Origin of the sequence: Bdellovibrio sp. (assembly GCF_036384735.1) — a bacterium.
In the GTDB taxonomy this organism is placed as follows: domain Bacteria; phylum Bdellovibrionota; class Bdellovibrionia; order Bdellovibrionales; family Bdellovibrionaceae; genus Bdellovibrio.
Genome location: NZ_DASVLT010000010.1, coordinates 182,992 through 202,863, shown reverse-complemented (window position 1 = coordinate 202,863; position 19,872 = coordinate 182,992). Strand labels below are relative to the sequence as shown.

Annotated in this window: 15 protein-coding genes; 8 read left to right on the top strand and 7 right to left on the bottom strand. The window is 45.0% G+C overall.

Annotated elements, in window-relative coordinates; genetic code table 11:
- Positions 1-277: 277 nt before the first annotated feature.
- Positions 278-2,371: a S8 family serine peptidase gene (locus tag VF412_RS03620; RefSeq protein WP_331337840.1), complete on the top strand. Its 2,094-nt coding sequence runs from the start codon at positions 278-280 to the stop codon at positions 2,369-2,371.
- 85 nt (positions 2,372-2,456) lie between these two features.
- On the opposite strand, the gene VF412_RS03615 is transcribed toward VF412_RS03620, so the two are convergent.
- Together VF412_RS03615 and VF412_RS03610 are read right to left on the bottom strand one after the other, a co-directional pair.
- Positions 2,457-2,816: a DUF2388 domain-containing protein gene (locus tag VF412_RS03615; protein WP_331337839.1), complete on the bottom strand. Its 360-nt coding sequence runs from the start codon at positions 2,814-2,816 to the stop codon at positions 2,457-2,459.
- 21 nt (positions 2,817-2,837) lie between these two features.
- Positions 2,838-4,823 carry a DUF4105 domain-containing protein gene (locus tag VF412_RS03610; protein WP_331337890.1) on the bottom strand — a complete coding sequence of 662 codons (1,986 nt, stop codon included), beginning with the start codon at positions 4,821-4,823 and terminating at the stop codon, positions 2,838-2,840.
- A gap of 204 nt (positions 4,824-5,027) precedes the next feature.
- On the opposite strand from VF412_RS03610, the gene VF412_RS03605 reads away from it, so the two are divergent.
- The 5 genes from VF412_RS03605 (at position 5,028) to VF412_RS03585 (ending at position 10,026) form a co-directional block, all read left to right on the top strand.
- Complete coding sequence (locus VF412_RS03605) at positions 5,028-5,456, top strand: hypothetical protein (protein WP_331337838.1); 429 nt, start codon at positions 5,028-5,030, stop codon at positions 5,454-5,456.
- 54 nt (positions 5,457-5,510) lie between these two features.
- Positions 5,511-7,613, top strand: a complete 2,103-nt coding sequence (locus VF412_RS03600) for an LTA synthase family protein (RefSeq protein WP_331337837.1) — start codon at positions 5,511-5,513, stop codon at positions 7,611-7,613.
- Positions 7,610-8,293, top strand: a complete 684-nt coding sequence (locus VF412_RS03595) for a response regulator transcription factor (protein ID WP_331337836.1) — start codon at positions 7,610-7,612, stop codon at positions 8,291-8,293. The genes VF412_RS03600 and VF412_RS03595 overlap by 4 nt, the downstream gene beginning before the upstream one ends.
- The gene (locus tag VF412_RS03590; RefSeq protein WP_331337835.1) at positions 8,271-9,728 is read left to right on the top strand and encodes a HAMP domain-containing sensor histidine kinase; all 1,458 of its coding nucleotides are present in this window, start codon (positions 8,271-8,273) and stop codon (positions 9,726-9,728) included. Before VF412_RS03595 ends, VF412_RS03590 begins: the two co-directional genes overlap by 23 nt.
- Positions 9,729-9,813: 85 nt before the next feature.
- Positions 9,814-10,026, top strand: coding sequence for a hypothetical protein (locus VF412_RS03585; RefSeq protein ID WP_331337834.1), 213 nt, complete (start codon positions 9,814-9,816; stop codon positions 10,024-10,026).
- Positions 10,027-10,167: 141 nt separating this feature from the next.
- Here the strand turns inward: VF412_RS03585 and VF412_RS03580 are convergent, their stop codons facing one another.
- The 5 genes from VF412_RS03580 to VF412_RS03560 all read right to left on the bottom strand — a co-directional run bounded on the left by VF412_RS03580 (position 10,168) and on the right by VF412_RS03560 (position 17,978).
- Positions 10,168-10,776, bottom strand: a complete 609-nt coding sequence (locus VF412_RS03580; protein ID WP_331337833.1) for an NAD(P)H-dependent oxidoreductase — start codon at positions 10,774-10,776, stop codon at positions 10,168-10,170.
- 105 nt (positions 10,777-10,881) lie between these two features.
- A complete protein-coding gene (locus VF412_RS03575) occupies positions 10,882-14,568 on the bottom strand; it encodes an ABC transporter transmembrane domain-containing protein (RefSeq protein ID WP_331337832.1) in 3,687 nt (1,228 codons plus the stop codon).
- A gap of 257 nt (positions 14,569-14,825) precedes the next feature.
- Positions 14,826-16,115: a putative Na+/H+ antiporter gene (locus VF412_RS03570; RefSeq protein WP_331337831.1), complete on the bottom strand. Its 1,290-nt coding sequence runs from the start codon at positions 16,113-16,115 to the stop codon at positions 14,826-14,828.
- 51 nt (positions 16,116-16,166) lie between these two features.
- Positions 16,167-17,081 (bottom strand): ADP-ribosylglycohydrolase family protein, encoded by a 915-nt coding sequence (locus tag VF412_RS03565; RefSeq protein ID WP_331337830.1) that lies wholly within the window; start codon positions 17,079-17,081, stop codon positions 16,167-16,169.
- 36 nt (positions 17,082-17,117) lie between these two features.
- Positions 17,118-17,978 carry an HNH endonuclease family protein gene (locus VF412_RS03560; RefSeq protein ID WP_331337829.1) on the bottom strand — a complete coding sequence of 287 codons (861 nt, stop codon included), beginning with the start codon at positions 17,976-17,978 and terminating at the stop codon, positions 17,118-17,120.
- A gap of 100 nt (positions 17,979-18,078) precedes the next feature.
- Between VF412_RS03560 and VF412_RS03555 the strand changes: the two genes are divergently transcribed.
- Both VF412_RS03555 and VF412_RS03550 read left to right on the top strand, forming a co-directional pair.
- Positions 18,079-19,095 carry a hypothetical protein gene (locus VF412_RS03555; RefSeq protein WP_331337828.1) on the top strand — a complete coding sequence of 339 codons (1,017 nt, stop codon included), beginning with the start codon at positions 18,079-18,081 and terminating at the stop codon, positions 19,093-19,095.
- 126 nt (positions 19,096-19,221) lie between these two features.
- Positions 19,222-19,869 carry a Crp/Fnr family transcriptional regulator gene (locus VF412_RS03550; RefSeq protein ID WP_331337827.1) on the top strand — a complete coding sequence of 216 codons (648 nt, stop codon included), beginning with the start codon at positions 19,222-19,224 and terminating at the stop codon, positions 19,867-19,869.
- Positions 19,870-19,872 lie beyond the last annotated feature (3 nt).

Sequence of the window (19,872 nt, the reverse complement as noted above, 5' to 3'; positions counted from 1 at the left end):
AAGTTTGTTTATTTCGATCCCCACCATCTTGCGACGATTTCCTGGTTTTTCAAATAGATAATGCAGTCCGACAACCTGTGTTTGCCCCGCGAGTCCATGATTTTACAGTGATTGACCCTGGGTTGATGCCTTGTTTTCGCCTAACTCTCGGGCAAAGTCCTCAAAAACTCTCGGTCGCCCTAGTGAATTGTCACAGAATCATTTCTTTAGACAGAACAAGGACCCCTCATTTGCGAGTCTCTCCCTCCCCCTTTACAATCTATGAAAAGGAGGATTCATGAAGCTCTTCATTGCTCTTCTTTTATTGATTTGCTCTCAATCCTTTGCCAACCCTCTTTTGAAATTGCGCTCTGGTACTTTGGATATCACAAGCATCTCAACGCAAAAACCGCTATGGAATGGAAGCAAAAATGCTGGTGATGAAGGAGATTGGATTATCCAGTATAAAAATCCAATTTCGGATGAAGAACGCCTTTCATTGAACAGTGTGGCGGAAGTTTTAGGCTATCTTCCGGATTTTGCGTGGGTCGTCCATGGAAAACTTCATGAGCTCGAAAAACTCAGGCAACAAAACTCAAACATTTACGGGATGATGGCCTTAGACCCTCAGATAAAAGTCAGCGATGACCTTCTTCCCGTCAGCGTTTTCAATCAAAATGATCTTCTGCGAGTCATCGTCAAAGTCTACAAAACCCAGGACACCGGCTGGCTTGTGAAAGAAATCAATCGTCTTGATAGCAATGTGAAGTTTTTAAATTCCTACGATCAATATCTTTATTTTCTTTTGCCTCGAAAAGTTCTTCCCAGTGTCGCGTCTTACTCTTTAGTCGAACATATTGAAGAGGATAAAAGCTTTGTCCTTCATGACATTTACGAAACCCTCGCAAAGCCCGGTGATTTTTCAGACCTTAACGGGTTTGAAAACGGCACAAAACTGATGAACTTTGATCGCGCGTGGGGCCGCGGGCTTTCAGGTGCGGGGCAAGTCGTTGGCATCGCTGACACAGGGTTGGACACCGGCGACTCTCAATCCATTCATCTCGATTTCGTCGGAGTTGTCGACATGGCTTACACATTCGGTATCGAGTCTACTAGTTGGGCTGATTTTGAAGGCCATGGGACTCGTACCGCCGGAATATTGATAGGTCGCGGACGAATTTCTGACGGTGCTCTTCGCGGAGGCGCTTACAATGCCATGCTTGTCGCTGAAAGTTTGTGGTCTCCAAAAACAAAAAGTATCAACTCATGGGCACCACTCACAACAGTTTTAGATAAAGCCGCAGAACGTGGAGCTTTCATTCACAGCAACTCCTGGGGAAGCCCTAAAGACTTGGGAGCTTACGATCTACAAGCCTCCCAATTGGATCAATGGAATTACAACCATCCCGAAAATTTGATCATCTTTTCAGCAGGGAATAGCGGTGTGGATCTCGATAAAGACGGTCGCATCGATGCGCAATCCATCGAATCTCCGGCTACGGCAAAAAATGTTTTATCTGTCGGAGCTTCTGAAAACAAAGTCACCAAAGGTGGCATTCAAATACCCGTAAAAAAGCAACCGGATGCAGCGAAGTTTTGGCCCAAAGATCCCATCGCAAGTTCTCTCATTTCAGATAATCCCAATGGACTTGCTTATTTTTCTTCTCGAGGTCCCACCGCAGACGGTCGTTTAAAACCTGATGTTGTCGCTCCTGGTACTAATATCTTGGCGCTCTGTTCACACACTCAAGGCGCCAATCATTTTTCTGGGGACTACAACAGTGACTTCTGCTGGGGAAGCGGAACTTCTGCGGCGACGCCTCTCGTGGCTGCCGCAGCAACATTAGCTCGTGAATACTTAACGGAGGTGAGAGGCCTTGCTCATCCCACGGCGGCTTTAGTCAAAGCATTGCTACTGCAAACATCGGTGGATCTTTATCCAGGGCAATATGGGAAAGGAAAGACACAGGAGCTACGGACCAATCGCCCCAACAACGACGAAGGATACGGCCGCGTCGATGCAGGAAATATTGCATCACTTTCAGCAGAAACACGTTTGATCGACAACGCCAATGTAGCCCAAGGTCAACAGCAGGAATATCCATTCACCTTGCAAGAAACTCGTTCGTTGAAAGCCAATTTGGTCTGGACAGATTATCCTGGTTCTGTGAATGCAGGCTCAGCACTGGTTAATGATTTGGATCTTTCGCTTGTGATGCCGGATGGAAAAATTATTTCCCCCAACGATCACCTCAACAATGCCGAGATGATCGAACTGAAAAACCTCAAACCTGGTGATTATAAACTTATCGTGCGCGGTTATAATATTCCTCAACCGAAAAATAAAGCTCAGGCCTATGCCTTGGTTTTTACGCTATCGGAAAATGATTGAACATTCATAGAATCGTCGATTTAAAATATAAAAAAAGAGGCCCTTTCGGAGCCTCTTTAATAAAACATACTTAAACTTCTAGAAATTAGAAGTTCAGGATATCTTGAGCAAGTTTTGTGTCGCTAGATTGCGTAGAAGGGTCCATTTGACGAAGCAATTCCAAAGCGCGAGTCAATTTCACACCTTTTTGTTCGCCACCGGTAGCCAAGAACACGGCTGCATCGTCTTTTGATTCAACGATAGCTTCCTTGTAGGCGCAACCAGGACCTGCAGAGCAAGAGCTTGCTGACGTCAAGAACAGCGCACCTGTATATGCAGACAAAATAGATGCAACTTCGTTATCAGCCGCACGATCGCCACCATGATAGTAGCCTGGGCCATAGGGGTGAGCAACTGCTGCTACGCCCGACAATACGATAACGGCAGATACAAAAAGAGATTTCATAGAACGTCCTTTCATTGGGTTTTATTTTCCATTTAAGAGTTGTTGTAACAATTTAATATTTTCTTGAATGACTTGAGCATCTTTCAGCAGATCCTCGGATGTCAGTTGGCTTGTCACCTTCTGAGTTTCATCGGCAATCTGCTGCGCTTGGTTGGCTTTAGAATCAATCAAAGCCCCAGCCTTTTGCAGCTCAGATTTATCCGGCAGTCCATATCCCACATTCTTTTCCAAGAACGCAGCTGGCTTTGCAAATAATTGAGCTAACTCTAAATAATTATCTTTCACAGTCCCTGCGGCTTCTTTCGACGCAGCATCTTGATTCTCATCTTTGCTTGTAATCAAGCCCTGCAACTCATTGACAATTTCAGTCTGTAAACTGCGTTGAGCCGCAAGCTCTAAAACATACAAAGCCGCCACGGTTTGCAATCTGTTGGGTGTCGTCGCTGTGACGGTTTTGATCACTTTCTGACGATCGCTTGCTGCAATCTTGAACCATTCGTCAAAAGACTGAACCGGCATTTGCAAACTCTTTTGAACAATCGCAAAAGACTTTTCATAACGTGGCTTATAAGAATCAAAGTAATAACCAAGTTCCAAAGCCTTTTTTTGATCTTTCAAGACACTGGCATCTGCCAGGCCTTGCTTCACCAAAATGTCGTATAACGAAATCGGCGTCGTTGCCTCTGTGAAAAGAATCTCTGGCGTTAATAAAGAAGACTGAAGCAAATTCAAGCTTTCCGTCGCACAGTTATTAGAGATGAAGTAATACTTCCCTTCATAGCCCCAGTGCACTTCCACCGAGCGCGTGATCAAGTTTTTGATTTGTTCACGAGTCATTTTCAAAGGCAGACTGCGTAAGGCACGGAATTGTGCTTTGTTGTATTCATCAATCACTTGGTTCATCGGCAGAATAAATAACCGCGATGGGTATTTTCCACTCAGACCTGCCCAAGTGCTTGTAAACAATGAGTCCACAAAAGCACGGAAGCTTATAACCACGTGGCTTTCAACATCGCGAAGACAATCAGGTCCGACCTCTTTACGTTGCGGCGAGCACACCACAAGACGAATCATCGCATGTCCCCAGCCGCTCATCATCGCACTGCCTTTTTCGGCAAAAAGATAATGAACTTGGTAAACACGAGCGGGATCAATACTTAAAAGCTGTGCCATCTTGTAGCTACTATTTGGAACTACGTAACCCAACTCGGATTCGCAGCTCACATCTGCAAAAGGAACATGCTTAAATTGCGAAGATAGAACCTGATACATACCGGGACGGCGGCATTTGTATTGAGGATCTAGAAGGAAAAACTCCATATTCACAGCCAAAAATTCTTTTGGATCTGTCAATTCATATAGATCGGGACTGCGAGTTGAAAATCCATTGCTCGAAGAGTTCATCCATCCAGCCACTTGCAAAAAGTAAGGATTTGCAGAAAACGACGTGTGCATTTTTTCGTAATAGCGACACGCAAATGGACGAGGTTGGCGATGATCTCTTTGATCTTGCTCAAACGTCGTATCGCAATCAGAGATCCACTTCCACTCAGCGTCCGTATGAACATTCGCATAGTCATACAGGTGCGTTGTTTCGTGAAGAACTGTCGCTAAGGCTTCTTCGTACTCGGTTTTATGCTGACGTCCCGTTAAAGCCGATCGCTCGGGTCCCGCCAGCAAAGCCGGAATAAACGTCTTGGAAATAGAAATGATATTGCCCTTCGCGGAGGCCACTCCAAGGGCTGCTCCATGGGGACTTTTGATGCTTTCCACTTTGACCGTCACTGATGTCGTGATGGCTTTTTTAAGCTCTTCAGGTAAAAGACTTTGCGCCTTCGCTAGCACGTTTAAAACAGCTTGGCGTTGCTCCTTAGGGAGCTTGGGCTCAAGCTTGTATTCAAAGGCCTGGGCCTGAGCTCCGGCCATCAGTGCAAAGGCCATCAGCGCCCCCCGCAGGGTCGTGAACACACCTTTACTTTGGCTTCCGAAGTCTTTCAATCCAGTCATGGCATTCACATATGGCAATCCCCTTGCCAGCCCAAAAATGACTCAAAATGAAACCTATTAGTTTTGGTCAAGACTATGGAAAACTATGGAGAATACAATTCAGACAGACTGCCAAAACTTGCGGGCTCTGCCACCCGATCAGACAGTCAAAACCCGTTGCATGGCAACAAAAGCATCGGCAAAATAACCCCTAGAGGTACTAGCATGTTTCACATCCTTTTGGCCCTTTCTTTGATAGGTGGAACCCCTGCAAAAGCGCAGGAGGCTCAGGCTGCAAAACCGAAAAAAACCTCCACCGATATTTACGAAAAAGAAGAAGATAAGCCCGATACAAAATCATTTACGGCCAAGGTTCGCATCGTTCGTGATATCTCAGATGACATCGAAGTTTTCTTCGAAGGCAATAAAGCCACGGGGGCTTACTCCCTCTCTCGCAATAGTGCCAATTTTGCTGCAATGCTTAAGGCCCTCGAGGCTAGTAAAGAGCCTAAGGGCGCTGCTGTGACGGTGACTGCGGACTCTGACAAAAATATCAAAACAGTCGAGATCAACAAATCTAGCAGCAATCCCGGCGGATGGTCGATTCCTGATGATCCCAACAAGAAGTGGGACTTCGGGAAAGTTCCAGACTGATCCCCTCGCAAACATCTTGCGTAAGGCTTACTTAAGTGAGATTTTTCCTCGGCAATGGAAAAATCTCGCGCACGCTGGTTGAACGCATTTTGGCTTTATCTTAAACGCATCCTCATTGTGAATGCCGTATTTTTAGGCATTGGCACTTTGTGGAGATGGGCGTTTTTAGCTTACTTCGGTGCCTCTCAAAATCTTTCTTCTTACCATTCTGATTTGGTTCATGCTTTTATTTTGGGTGCGCGTTTTGATAGCACGATCTTATTCTATATCAATGCCGTGCCGTTTTTGGTGTGGTTCCTTTTAAGCTTTCTTTCTTGTTTCAAAATTTTCGAACCTCTTTTAGACAAAGTCTTCACTCACTTTGATAAATTCTTGGTGCCGTTTTACACCCTGTTCTTGTTTTTAGTGACCTACATTAGCGCCGTGGACTTTGGTTTCTACAGCTTCTATCAGGATCGCATCAACGTTTTGATCTTTGGATTTTTCGAAGATGATACGACGGCCTTGATCAAAACAATATGGCGCAATTACCCGATCATCTGGATCTTCTTGGGACTTGGACTTTTCACATGGCTTTTGTGGAAAGGTCTAAAAATCAATTTTACTCAAGGTCGCGAGTGGCTTCCGTTAAAGGCCGAGAAAATTTCTTATCCTGTTTTTGTGTTGTTCTTCCTTGCTGTGTTTTTCTTAAATGGTGTAGGGGCTCGCGGCTCTGTCAGTCTTTTCCCTTTGAGTGAAATCGATACAGGTATTTCTAAAAACATCTTCATCAATCATTTGTGTTTTAATGGAACCCGCGCCTTTACCCGCGCAATTGAGTTAAAATCTCAAAGCAACAGCCGCTGGGACAGCAATCTTAAACACTATGGGTACGGCGATGATCCGAAAAGGGCCTTCGCTGACTTTTATCAGATCCCTGTCGACAAAGTTCCTCAAGATCCTTTAGAGCTTTTGAAACACGTCACTGGCAAAAACGCATGGGCGGAAAAAAATAAACCCCATGTTCTGCTTTTGGTGATGGAGTCTTTAGGTGGCTACTGGTTAAAATATGACAAGCCCGAGTTTGATCTGGTCGGAGATTTGCGCAAGCATTTTAATGAAGACACTTACATCACAAACTTCCTTTCAAGCACCAATGCGACGATTGGAAGTTTGAGCTGTTTGATGATAGGTTCCCCTCAACGACCTATCAGCGAATTTTTGACGGAAAGCTCTTATTTACAAGTTCCTTTCCGCACAAGCCCGGCTCGCACATTTAAATCTGCCGGCTACAAAGCTCGTTTTATCTATGGTGGCAATCCAGGTTGGCGCGAGATCAACAAATTCGCTGTTCGCCAAAGCTTTGACACCGTGGAGGGCGAGGCAGAAATCAATGACACCATGGGTGGTTTGAAAGAGCACCACGACTGGGGCATCTACGATGAAGACCTTTTCGATTATCTTTTCAAAACATTGACTGAAGCAAAGACACCGCAATTTGTTTTGACGATGACGACGACAAATCATCCCCCCTACCAGTTGCCATCGACCTACAAGTCCCCAGAATTTAAGGTTCCACAGGAATTGGAATCGCGCTTGATCGCAGATCCTGAGCTTGCGCAAAATCGCTTCAAAACTTATCGTTACTCGACAACGAAGCTTGCGCAGTTCTTGGACCGTGTAAAGCACTCGCCGCTGAAAGATAAACTGATTATTGCAGTCACCGGCGATCATACGTTCTGGATTGTGAATTTTGGGGAAGACGAGATGTTACAAAAAGGATCTGTGCCTTTGTATCTTTATATGCCGGCGGCTATTCGTAAAAAACTGAACCCAAATACCTTTGGGTCACACGCTGATATCTTACCAACACTTTACAACTTGGCTTTATCAAATCAAACTTACTACAGTGTGGCTCGTGATTTATTCTCGCCGACACCGGATTATGCGGTGAATGCCTCGAATTTGATCGCAAACCAACAAGGGGCCGTACTCGTTGCGGCACAAAGCCCTGATGACCATGGACTCAAGTGGGAAGGTCATTTCGAAAGATTGGCTCCATCCCCGATGACCGACAATCAAAAAGAACTTTCCACGAAGTATAAATCCTTGATGGGAGTCCTGGATTATTATTTCATGAAAGAGAAGCAAGATCAGAAAGGATCGCCAAAGCAATGAGAATTCTAGTCGTTGAAGATCAGGCCAAAATGGCCAACTTTCTAAAAAAAGGCCTGAATGAGGTCGGCTACGCCGTAGATGTCGCAGAAAGCGGCACCGCTGCGGAAAGCTACATGGCTCAAGGTGATTATGATCTTGTGATATTAGACGTGATGCTGCCAGATCAAAACGGCATCGATACAGCAAGACATTTACGCCGCGATGGTTATGAAGGACCTATTTTGATGGTGACGGCTCTTTCTACAACGAAAGACAAAGTTCACGGTCTCGATGCGGGAGCCGATGACTATTTGACGAAACCTTATTCATTTGACGAACTTCATGCCCGCGTCCGAGCTTTGCTTCGTCGTAAATCTCCGAATGGCGCCTCTGTCAGCAACATTTTGAAATACGCTGATCTTGAGTTGGATTTGATTCAACGTAAAGCTCGCAGAGCCGGTCAGGAAATCTCTCTAACAACAAAAGAGTTCGCTTTGCTTGAATACTTCTTGCGTAATCCCGAGCGTCCCTTAGGACGGGTTTCTATCGCGGAACACGTATGGGACATTCACTTTGATTCTGAAAGCAACGTCATCGACGTTTATATCAACCTTTTACGCAAAAAAATTGATGCGCCTTTCTCTAAGAAACTGATCCATACCGTTGTGGGCACCGGATATGTTCTTAAAGAAAATATATAAGTTTTTTTCAAGCTTCAGTATTCGTCTACGCCTGTCGTTGATCTTTGTTGCGATCTTCGGCGTCACAACTATTTTGTTTAACATGTTCGTTTTCAAGACGATGATCGACAATCTTCAACAAGATTTCGATGATGCGCTTTTCAACTATGCCGTCGACGTTTCTGAAGGTGTTGAAATCGGCGTTAAAGGCGATTTGAACTTCCCACCTTTACGTTTAGATCACGGTAAGATCCTGCCGTTTCCCCTTGGAACAGCCTTGATCCAGGTACGCCACGCTTCCGGTGCTGTGCTAGCGCGGGTGGGAAATTTTGGTGAATTCAATCCTCCCTACAAAAAAGATTTCGAGCGTATTTGGTCCGGCGAAGAAGCCACTTATCGCACCATTGAGCACATTCATAATATTCCCTCTGCCGAAGCGGACTCTTATCGTCTGATCTCGTTTCCTTTGGATAACGCCGCCAAGCCGCAATTGCTTTTGCAAATTGCCGTGCCAATGACCTTGCTTGAGACGCAGATCACGAAGCGATTGACGATTTTGGAACTGGGTATTCCATTTGTTTTATTGATCGCCACATTCGGTGGTATTTTCTTATCGGCACGCGCGTTGGCTCCGGTAAATCGCATGATCGATATCACTCAGAAAATTAAGGCAAATGAGCTCTCTGTGCGAGTTCCCGTGCCGAATGCCAATGATGAAATCAAAAAATTGGCTTTGACCATCAATGAAATGCTTGATCGCATTCAACAAGCATTTATGAGTCAGGAGCGTTTCATTGCTGACGCCTCTCACCAGCTTTTGACTCCTCTTACGATCATGCGCCAGGAAATTGAAACTCTTGGCAAGAGCGAAACAAAAGATGTGAAACCGTTTCTTGAAAGCTCTTTGCAGGAAGTTGATAACCTTGCCAACATTGTTCAAGAGATGCTGCTCTTAGCACGCGCCGATGCAGGTCTTGGTGCTTTGAATTTGCAAGAGGTGGCACTTGATGAGCTGGTTTTCGAAGCTCTCACCCGCTGTGAAAAATTGGCGAAGTCTAAAGCGATTAAACTAAAATTCAATATTAACAACGAGTCGAAGGAAGATCGCAAATTGGTTTTGGGCGACAACGATTTGTTGGGAAATTTGATCTTTAATATTATTGAAAATGCGATCAAGTATTCGCCGAATAATGAGACAGTTAGTATTGCTCTCACATATAAAGATCAAACCAATGAATTAGTTGTTGATGATAACGGTCCGGGCATTCCTCCCGAGCAACTTCCATTCATCTTTGAACGCTTTTCGCGCGGATCTAATATGGAAAATCGTGTAAAAGGCTTTGGTCTAGGTTTAGCAATCGCACAAAAGATAGCCACACTTCACGGGGCCAAGTTAAGCGCCGAGAATCGCATTGGAAATGGTGCACGCTTCGCATTTGAAATTAAAAACATTTAATGTGTTTTTAATCAGGACTTTACCCCTCTTTGCTAGCCTAATTACGTTCTGAAGCTAACGAAATAAAACCATTAGGAGGTTTATAATGAAAATCGCTTCTGTTTTGATGACTATCGTATTCGCAGGTGTTTTCGCTCAAGCTAACGAAGCAGCTCCAGCTGCTGCTACTACAACTGCTGCTCCAGCTGCTGCTACTGCACCAGCTCCAGAAGCTAAAGCTGAGAAAAAAGCTGCTAAAAAACACCACGGCAAAAAAGCTGCTAAAACTGAAGAGAAAAAAGAAGAAGCTGCTCACTAGTTTGAGTACTTCGAGCTTTGCTCTTAGTTAAAAAGGGACCTTAGGGTCCCTTTTTTTGTGCTTTTTGCCGATCAAGATCGATTTCTTTTCTCTGCTATCGCAGCTAACACTTCTCAAATCTTCAATTATAAATACCAGCAGCTAAACCGTTGCCTGTGGTGAATCCGACTGCTTGGTCTTTGATGGTGATTCCGCAGTTTTCGCTGTCGAAGAATCGATGAAGTCCACAAACGCTTTCCAAAACTGAGAAGCAAACTTCAGATTCGATTCATCATGACATTTTCCATCGGGACCAAAAGCCTTGCCTGCATTGAAATAAAATTCTGGCTGCCCCATCACTTTCATATCTAGATAAGCCAGCACTTGGCGTAAATGGTGTTGAGCACCAAATGTTCCTATCGCCCCACCAGAAGCGCCCATCACTGCGGCAGGCTTCCGAGCCCATAAGTTTTTTCCATAGGGGCGTGAAGGCCAATCAATGGCATTTTTCAAAACTCCAGGGAAGGAACGATTGTATTCGGGAGTAATAAATAAAACGGCGTCGCACTCGATCACGAGCTTTTTCAAATCCTGAACAATGGGCTGCGGATTTTGTTCTTCATCCTGAGTGAAAAAAGGAAGTTTCGAGATATCAAAGGTTTGAAGCTCAATCCCTGCCGGCGCTAAATCCTTCATCATATTATAAGTCTTCTTATTCAAAGAATCTTTGCAGATGCCACCAACCAGAGCCAAAATTTTTTTCGAAGCCATAAGGGACCTCCATCCAGTCCCTTATTTTACAATCGTTGTATCGTTATAGAATATTTCAGCAACCGCCTTGCCGGAATACATGATGTTCAAATGCAAGGCGTCTGATTAGACCAAGCTTTCTTCGATCTCTTCTTGCGAGATCTCTTGAGGACGACGAATGGACTTCACCGTACCGGCAGAAATCTCGACGATTTGATCGCAGTCTGCAATGGTTCCCAAACGATGGGCGATGATCAACATCGTCACACCTTTGAAAGCATCACGGATAACTTTTTGAAGAAGCGCATCGGTTTGTACGTCTACACTCGCCGTTGCTTCATCCATCACAATCACACGAGCTTTCGTCAATAAGGCGCGAGCCAAACACAGCAACTGTCTTTGTCCCTGACTTAAATTCAAACCCCCTTCTGTCACCACAGAGTTCAAACCTTGCGGCAAGCCTTCAACGTGTTCCCACATTGCTGCATGCTTCAAGGCGCGAATGACTTCTTCATCAGAATATTCGTTATAACGATCTAAGTTATTACGAATAGTTCCCATGAAAAGAGTCGGATCCTGAGGAATAATTGCAAGACTTCGGCGCAATCTTTCCAAAGGAACTCCGGCGACATTCACACCGTCAATGACAATGCGACCTTGTTCTGCTTCGATGAAGCGGAACAAAGATTGAAAGAAAGTACTTTTTCCTGAACCCGTACGACCAATTATACCGACACGTGTTCCGGCTTCAATATCGAAAGTGATTCCCTTCAACACCAGAGGCAAATGTTCCGCATAGCGCACTTGCAGATCTTGCACTTCAATGGCACCTTTCTCGGGCCACGTGGGGCGCAACGGTTCCGGCAAGTCTATCAGTGTCTCTTTTTCGGCAGGCAAGTTCGCAAAGTATTTCAAACGCTCAATCGAAGTCATACGCGATTCGATGTCGGCGAAAATACGAACACCCCAGTTTAAATACGACCAGAATGACAATGAATACATCGTCACCAAGCCCGCAGTTCCTGCCGTCATCAAGCCATAATAAGCAGACAGTGTCACACCAATGACCGTAGCCATTGAAATTAACCCACCTACGACCGGAATACGTGAAGAGAACCAACGATTCAACATATAGTGCGAAAAGAACATACGCTGACTGTGCGCTAATTTTTCGTAGAAGTTTTGCAAGAACCAATCGGACTTACTAAATCCACGAATCACCACCAACCCTTGCAAACTTTCTTTGAAGTGTGCATAGCGAGGGGATCTGGCAATACTGTCTAAGCGTTTTGCTTCACGGGCTGGTCTGCGATAATCACGTTGTAACAAATAGTAAAGCAACATCACCGGCGCAATAACCAAAACCATGTAAGGCATCAATCCCAAAATCAGGAATAATGATGCTAAAACTTGCAAAGCACAATTCACAGCAGAACTAAAGCTCCACTGCAAATACACGTCGACAGATTCCACGTCGCGAGAAAATCTTTGCAGGATACGGCCCACCGGCGTCGCATCAAAGAAACGAACAGGTGCTTTCAAAACACTTTTCAGCATCTTGTCGTGCATGTCTTTGCCGGCTTTGATACCGCGGCTCAGCCAGAACAAATTATCAACTAAACTTCCCACTAGAACGGCAATACCAATCGCACCGTATATTCCCACGGCTGTTAGGGCATTCCATTCACCTTGGCGAGATGAATAATAAGACAGCCAGGATTTTTGCGCCAATGGCAACACCGTCACAGAAATCGCACCAAGCAAAAGCGCAATCAGAATCAAAGGCTTCGTACGTTTTCCATCTCCGCCTAATGAACTGATATAATCCCAATAAACGGAACCTTTCACCGCACCTACTTCACGATCTTCATCTTCAGTGACCCGGGACTCATTCACTTCCTGAGTCGACGTTTCAGCAACTGTGTGGCTGACTTCCGCTGCGGTATGAGACTCCCCTTGAGTTTTTCCGTGTTCTGAATAGAACTCGCTAAACTCGGGGCATGTTTTTAGAAGTTCTGCAAAGGGAGCTAAGCCCTTCACTTGACCATCTTCCATATACAAAACTTGATCGAAGCGATTTAAATGTTCTAAACGATGAGTCACCACAAGCAATGTTTTATCTTTCCATGCGCCGAACAAAAGTCTTTGCACCAAAAGATTTTCAGTTTCCGCATCCACTGCTGATAGAGGATCATCCAATAAGATCACCTGCGGATGTGACAAATAAGCGCGAGCCAATGCCACACGTTGTTTTTGTCCACCTGACAAGTTCACGCCTTTTTCACCGATCTCGGTACGAAGACCCGCCTTCCATTCCTTCAAGTCTTTGTCTAAGCAAGCATTATGCAAAGCCTTGCGAATTTCTTCACCACTCACTTCTTCACCGAACTTTAAGTTTTCAAGAAGTGAGGTGTTTACGATGTAAGCTTCTTGCGGAACGTAAGCGACACGGGGGCGCAAATCCATGGATTCAAGTCCTGTGTAGGCAATACTTCCGCCTTCGATTTGAATTTCGCCAAGAAGCGAAAAAATCAGCGAGCTTTTTCCAGAGCCAACCGGCCCCACCACCGCAAGGCTTTGCCCTGCCGGGATTGTGAAAGAGATATCTTGCAATACCGGTGTCTCAGCGCCTTGATACTTCACCGTCAAATCTGTGACTTGAAGACCCGCACTTTTCCCCGAGTTATCCAAAGTGCCTGATTTTTCTTTCACTTCTTCTTGAGAAAGGAAATTCAAAATACGGCGAGCCCCTACAAGAGCTTGGGTATAGCGAGAAATCAAACGTGACAACTCACCAAACGGTCCTTCAAGCAAACCAAACAAAGAAATACACGTAAAGATCAAAGCGGCATCAAGAGTCTGACCGCGCCAGGCATGCACCGCTAAAGCCACGAATAAAACAAATGTCGAAACACCTAAGTATCCAAGGGACGAAAATGTCTCTGCGCGGGCCAAATGACGACGAGCCGCCAATTCTTTGGCGCGAACTTCATTCACTTCCTTTGCCACACTTTTTTCCCACGCAAAGTATTTCACCACACGGATGGCATTCAAAGCCTGAGTCATCAACGTGACACGTTGATCCCTTTGCGCCATCATCTCGTCATCAAGTTTTGTGAATGACTTACTGATGAATTTCGTCAGTGGCGCCAATGTCAAAAGAACTGCTACCGCCGCGAGCGTTGACCAACCGATATAATAGAAAAGCATTGCAACGATCGCCAAAATCATGCCGATCGCATACAATACGTCTGCTAAAATCAAGGGAAAATCGGCGACGGATTCGCTGTCACTTCCCATGTAATTGACGATATCGCCCAATTGATTTTTTTGACGTGCTTCCATGCTCAACTTCAAACTGTGACGGAAGATTTTTTCGTTCAGCAAGTTTCCTAAAAGCTGATACGAACGCAAGCTTCGCACGAAATAGTGTTGAATGCAGAAACCCGACAAGAAACCGCAGAAGCCCAGTAAGATACCAACGATCAGCGTTTCTCCAAGATTGTTGCGAGTGATTCCGCCAGAAATCAATCCCACAAAGCGATGCACCAGCACCGGCGACATCAATGAAAAAACCGCACTGGCGATATACCAAGCATAGGCCTTGGAAAGATACTTTCTTAATGCGCGAATAAGGGTAAATAAATGTCGATGAGGCGACTGCCAATCGATGTGGGCAACTTCGATCGAAACTTTGCGAGGATCGAGGTCTGCTGGCAACGCCAACATGTCACTCTCATCGATAATCTTGGTCTTGGCCTTCCGAACCAGAGGGCTGACCTCAAAAAAGAACAAACGTCTAAATAAATTCATATGAATCCGTTCAAGCAAAAATATTAAATTGTATAACTAGGATCAGAGGGAGAGCTTTAGTCTGTACTCTGTAATGTGCAGAGCAACCGATTTGAAGACTGTGACCTTAGAAAGCAGAAAGAGGAAGGCCCATCATCTTCAATGACTTATCTGAAAGCGATTTTTCTAGAATCATGGTGTCCTCCTCTCTTTAGAGTGTTGCTAGGATAAACCAAGCCGATTTGTTTTGTCTAGGGGGCAACAAAAATAATTTTTATTTACAGCAGCCACAGAAATCCGATCGCCACTGCTGTCGGAGCTAAAGCAGCGATCAAAAGATTTAAAGGTTTGATTCCTCCGGGGAATTTCTGACTCAAAATTGAATATCCTGCAGCGTTAGGAGCATTGGCGATGATCGTCAAACCGCCACCGGCGATAGCTCCCCCGACCAATGCGTACTTGCTGGCTTCAGACAATCCCTCGACTTGTGAACCCAAATAAGTCAAAGCCGCATTGTCTGTTATAGCCGTTAAAGCAACGGCTCCTTTAAATAGAAGAATGTCGCTCATGCTACTTAAAAGAGGCGCGAGCCACCATTTCTGGAAAGCTCCGAATTGAATGATTCCTCCCAAGAACATGGACACTAGCAAACCTTCCTTGAGGCGTAGTTGATCCTGGTGACGTGAGGTCACCGCCGCGACTCCTAAGAACAATAAGAAAATTCCAAGAAATGCATTCTTATGATGTGACGTCACCACAACGCCCGCCAAGAAAATCAAATGAATGGCCATCACGCCCCACGGAATCGGCGCATGGGAATTTCCAATTCGTTTTTCCACGTCCCGAAGGGTGATGCAACTTTCCGATAGTGTTTTTCTAAAAATCAAAATCAATCCCACCGCATTCACTGTGACAGCCAAAGCACTTTTCCAACCGAAATGCGTGATAATAAATGTAAAATCCCACTGCCACTTTGAAGCCACCATCAAGATTGGTGGTGCCGCAAAGGGAGTTAAAGCTCCACCGATGGAAACATTTACGAACAGCACCGCAATCAAAGCATAAATCAATTTGCTCGATTCTTTTTGCAACATTGAATTAAGCAGGTAGGCTGTCACTGTCATTGCGGCAGGCTCGGTGATGAAGCTTCCACTCAACGGCCCGATGATCAGCAGCACAACTAAATCTGTCAGCACTGCGGGAGTTTTAAAAATCTTTTGAATCAGAGAACTGACAGACAATATCCCTTGACGGGCCGCTGTTAAAATCGGTCGTGTTGAGCAAATCACCATAATGGCAAAAATAAAAAACGGTTCGATGAAATCCAGGGACTCTTGATAATGAATCGCGGGGCCCCATCCTTCAATCGCGATATAAATAGCCATGAACAGAGCCGCCCAAATGGCAAACACCGCTTCAATCTCGCCAAAAAGATGAAGCAAATTGTTCATCAAGGAATTTTTAGGATAATGACGAGACCACGCAAGGATACGTCCCACCAAGAATGTATGTACAACAGCTAAAGCAAAAAAGAGGGTCCCAAGCAATTCAATCGTTGTGTAAGTCATTTTCAAAGCATAACCGCAGGGCACACATTTGAACAGCTCTTCTTAAACTGACTAAACTTTAGCAAAAAACTGCTGAATTTGATCTCTTATCTCATCGCGAAACTCAAGTTTCTGCAACCAACGTCTCGGAATAGAATCGCTTCCGTAAAAAGCTCCACACAAAACACCTGCCACAGCTCCGCATGAATCAGAATCATCACCTTTGTTAACTACGGCGATCAAAGCCTCTTCAAGCGAGTCATACTTCATGAAAGCCCACAAGCCTGCACACAATGTGTCCACGCAAAAGCCCGAGGTCGACAAGTCATTCCACGAGGTCGAAAGAATTTTCTCCATACGAGACTCAATAAACGGAGAAACCTGACATGCTTTTCTTAAAGCACGTGCCAAGACATTTTGCTTGGTTTCCCCCTCAAGGACAGCCTTCACCGCTTCGACAAATATCAAATCCGTATGCACACAGTGCTGATGACCGTGAGTCATCTTCGTTTGTGTGACCAAAACCTCTTGCAAAGGAAGTGTTTGTTCACGTCCTTGATACGAAGTCGTTACAATTTCATTAAGCAACGCCATAGGGGCCACACGCATGATCGAGCCGTTGCCTTGAAATTCATTATTCACAAAGCCACAATCTCGCAGTGGCAGCCCCGCTTCAAGATTTCTGAGACCTTTGATTGTCGTTGTTCCAATATCAGGTGGATTACTTTCATACCAAGCCAGCATTTCTCTTTTCAAAGTATCAAAAGAAAACTGCCCTGAGTTTTGAATGGACTTTATCACACACAACATCAAGTCGGTATCATCTGTGGCCTCACCGGCTCGCCAATTGAATTTACCTCCGCCCACAATTTCAGTGTGTGTGTTCCAGGCACGAGACGGCGGCAAAAACTCCAGCGGTGCCCCCAGAGAATCCCCCGCATGAAGGCCCCACAACATCCCTAAAACTTTATCTTGTGAATAACTCATGGGCCGATCTTAGCGATCAGCCTGAAAAGGTGCAAGCTATTGGCAAAGATCCATATGCTCGTCGATGAATTTTCTTTGATCCTGAAGGTCTTTGGCTGGATAACTGAATTTCTTAAGATCACATTTATTTTCTTGAATCAAAGAAATGACAGCCTCTTTCTCTGGCGGAGTTAATCCCAAATCCCAGATCAGTTTCACTTTCAACCATTGTTCAAGATACTGACAGGCATAGTTTTTCGCAGGAGGCATATAGCCCAACGGTGTCTTATCGCCCTTGCGCATATTTTGAGAACCATCCGCAGAGATGAGATGAAAGGGATTTCCCATGTAGTTCGCATAAAGACAACGCTTAGGGTAATCCCACTTAAAGGCTCCACTGATATATGCATTCTTTAACGGAACAAAGTGATCGATTTGAATGTCACTTGCTTGAGTGACTTCTTTGCCTGAATAAGGCTCATCCCAGGTTCCGGAAACCACTGTACAACCTTTACTGCTCAAAACGACTTGAGTCTTAGAGTCACGAATCAAAACTTTTGCACGAGTGTTGTAGCAAGTATCATCGGATTTATCATTCACCCAAGTTCCGAAATGCTTAAAACGATTGTAGGACTCGTTCACGTCACCATAGTTTTCATTGTGATGATCGAATTGAAGAAGCGACAGGGCTTTGGCCTTCAACTCGGTCACCCAGCTCGGTGTATTCACTAACATGTTTTGAACTGTTTGAACGGGATCTATGATACCACGAACAGGATCTTCCTCTGAAGAGCCGGCGGAGTCTTCGCTGACAGTATAAAAATTGTCGAAGCGAACATCCGTCGTCCCTGCGCTTCCCTCGGCAAGAACCTTTTGCCATGTGATCAGCACCGCAATTACGAGAAGAAGCTTTTTCATACGTCTCCCAACATCCTTGTTGCAGAATTGAGTTGCCTTTATTACAAACAGACGAAAGACCAATGGCAACGGCTTATTTGTTAGAGTTTTGTCAGGTGAAATGACGGTTCTGAAAGGATTATGTTACGCGATGCTTCGCAGTGGGCGCTTTCGTCATCGACTTCTCGATGAGACATTTTTAAATCAGCATGCGGGACAAGCTTACCGCAGTCTATCGCCCTTCTTAGCGCTTTGGCAGCAAGGACAACTTAGCGATATCGAAATCGTCTGCGCGTACATTTGGGTCTTTTGTTTTCTTCGCCGTCCCCAAGATTTCTTCGGTGGTCCGCACTCTCAGACTTTAAGATTTACAAAATCTTCTTCGACTTTAACGGCCCGTTCTGCGTTGCAGATTTTAAAATCCACTTTGCCAGAAAATTTGCAGGCAATGAATTCTTTGAAGCGTTTTGAAAATGACCACCTCTTTATTGATTTTTTTTGCACCCACAGTTGGCGCTCGATCCCCTATTCAGTCGCTCGTTCTTTATGTGAGTGGCATAATGGTCTTTATGATTTAAAGCTTTTAACAACGATTCCTTCAGTGGAAGAGGTTCTCGAGATGCAAGCGCAAGGTCGCCGTTGCGTGAGCATGCTGATCAGCGCTGAAGAAATTCAAAATTTTGTATTAGAGGGTCGTGACGTCTTAGGTTTTATTGTTCATGATTTGATTCACGCAGACCATTTCTTTCATCATCGCGAAAATGCCTTAGCGCAAATTCAGTTTTCACAAAAGTTGGTGATCCTTCGCCAGTTCACCGTGACCGATCAAATGATGCAGTTGGATTTTAAATTTCGCGACGAACTTCATTATTTGATGTCCGATATGAACTCGGTCCCTCTTCATCTTTTAAAAACTTTGAAAGCAGTGGTTCTTGGGTACTTCAAACGTCGAGACCAGGTCGAGATGAATGCCGTCCTCAGTTCCCAGTCCGAGGCAGAGTTCCGTGACGTTTTAGAGACACTCTTAAAACCTTGGAACATCCCAGCGAACGCATTAGATGCAATTCATCGTCTTAACACCCCATTAAATCGAGGTCTTGAGGACAACCTTCTCATCGACCAGGCCTTACGAAGATAAAAAGCCCGCGCGGCAGAGCATTTTCTGTATCAAAAAGATGCTTGTTTTTGGTATCCTTATTCTATGGCGAACCCAAAACCTGATTGTCTAAAGAATCCTTCTTCAAATATCTGTCAAACTTGCGGAATGAAAGATGAAAGCATCCTTTGTTCTTTTCCCGATGCCATTGAAGCTATTCAAAAAGCTCGGATTGCTTGCAAGTTCAAAGCAGGCCAGGTGATTTTCTATGCCGGCAATGATTCCTTGGGCATTTTCACGATTCAAAGTGGTTTGGTAAAATTAGAAGTGACCTCTCCGACAGGGGCGGCTCACACCCTTCGTTTGATGGGGCCTGGTGGAGCTTTGGGGTATCGCTCTCTTTTTGCCAATGAGCCTTATCACGCTTCTGCTATTGCTGTAGAGGATTGTGAACTTTGCTTTATTTCCAAAGCAGATATCATGCACGTCTTCTCTAAACATCCGGAGATGGCTTTAAAACTTCTTGAGCATGTCTCAAAAGATCTGCGCATCGCCGAACAAAAGTGGATGGGTCAAATGGATAAAGGAGCTGCCGAAAGAATCGCAGATGCCCTCTTATTTCTGCAAGACCACTTTGCGCATCAGAATTGGACTCGTCGTGAAATCGCTCAGTGGGCTGGGACGACTCCAGAGACCGTCATCCGCACGCTGGCTCAATTCGAGAAAGACGGGCTTATCGACCAAACCGATGGTCGCAGCATTCGTATCATTTCGCGAGAGAAACTGCTCGAACGCATCTCCACCCCGGGGTTGTAATTT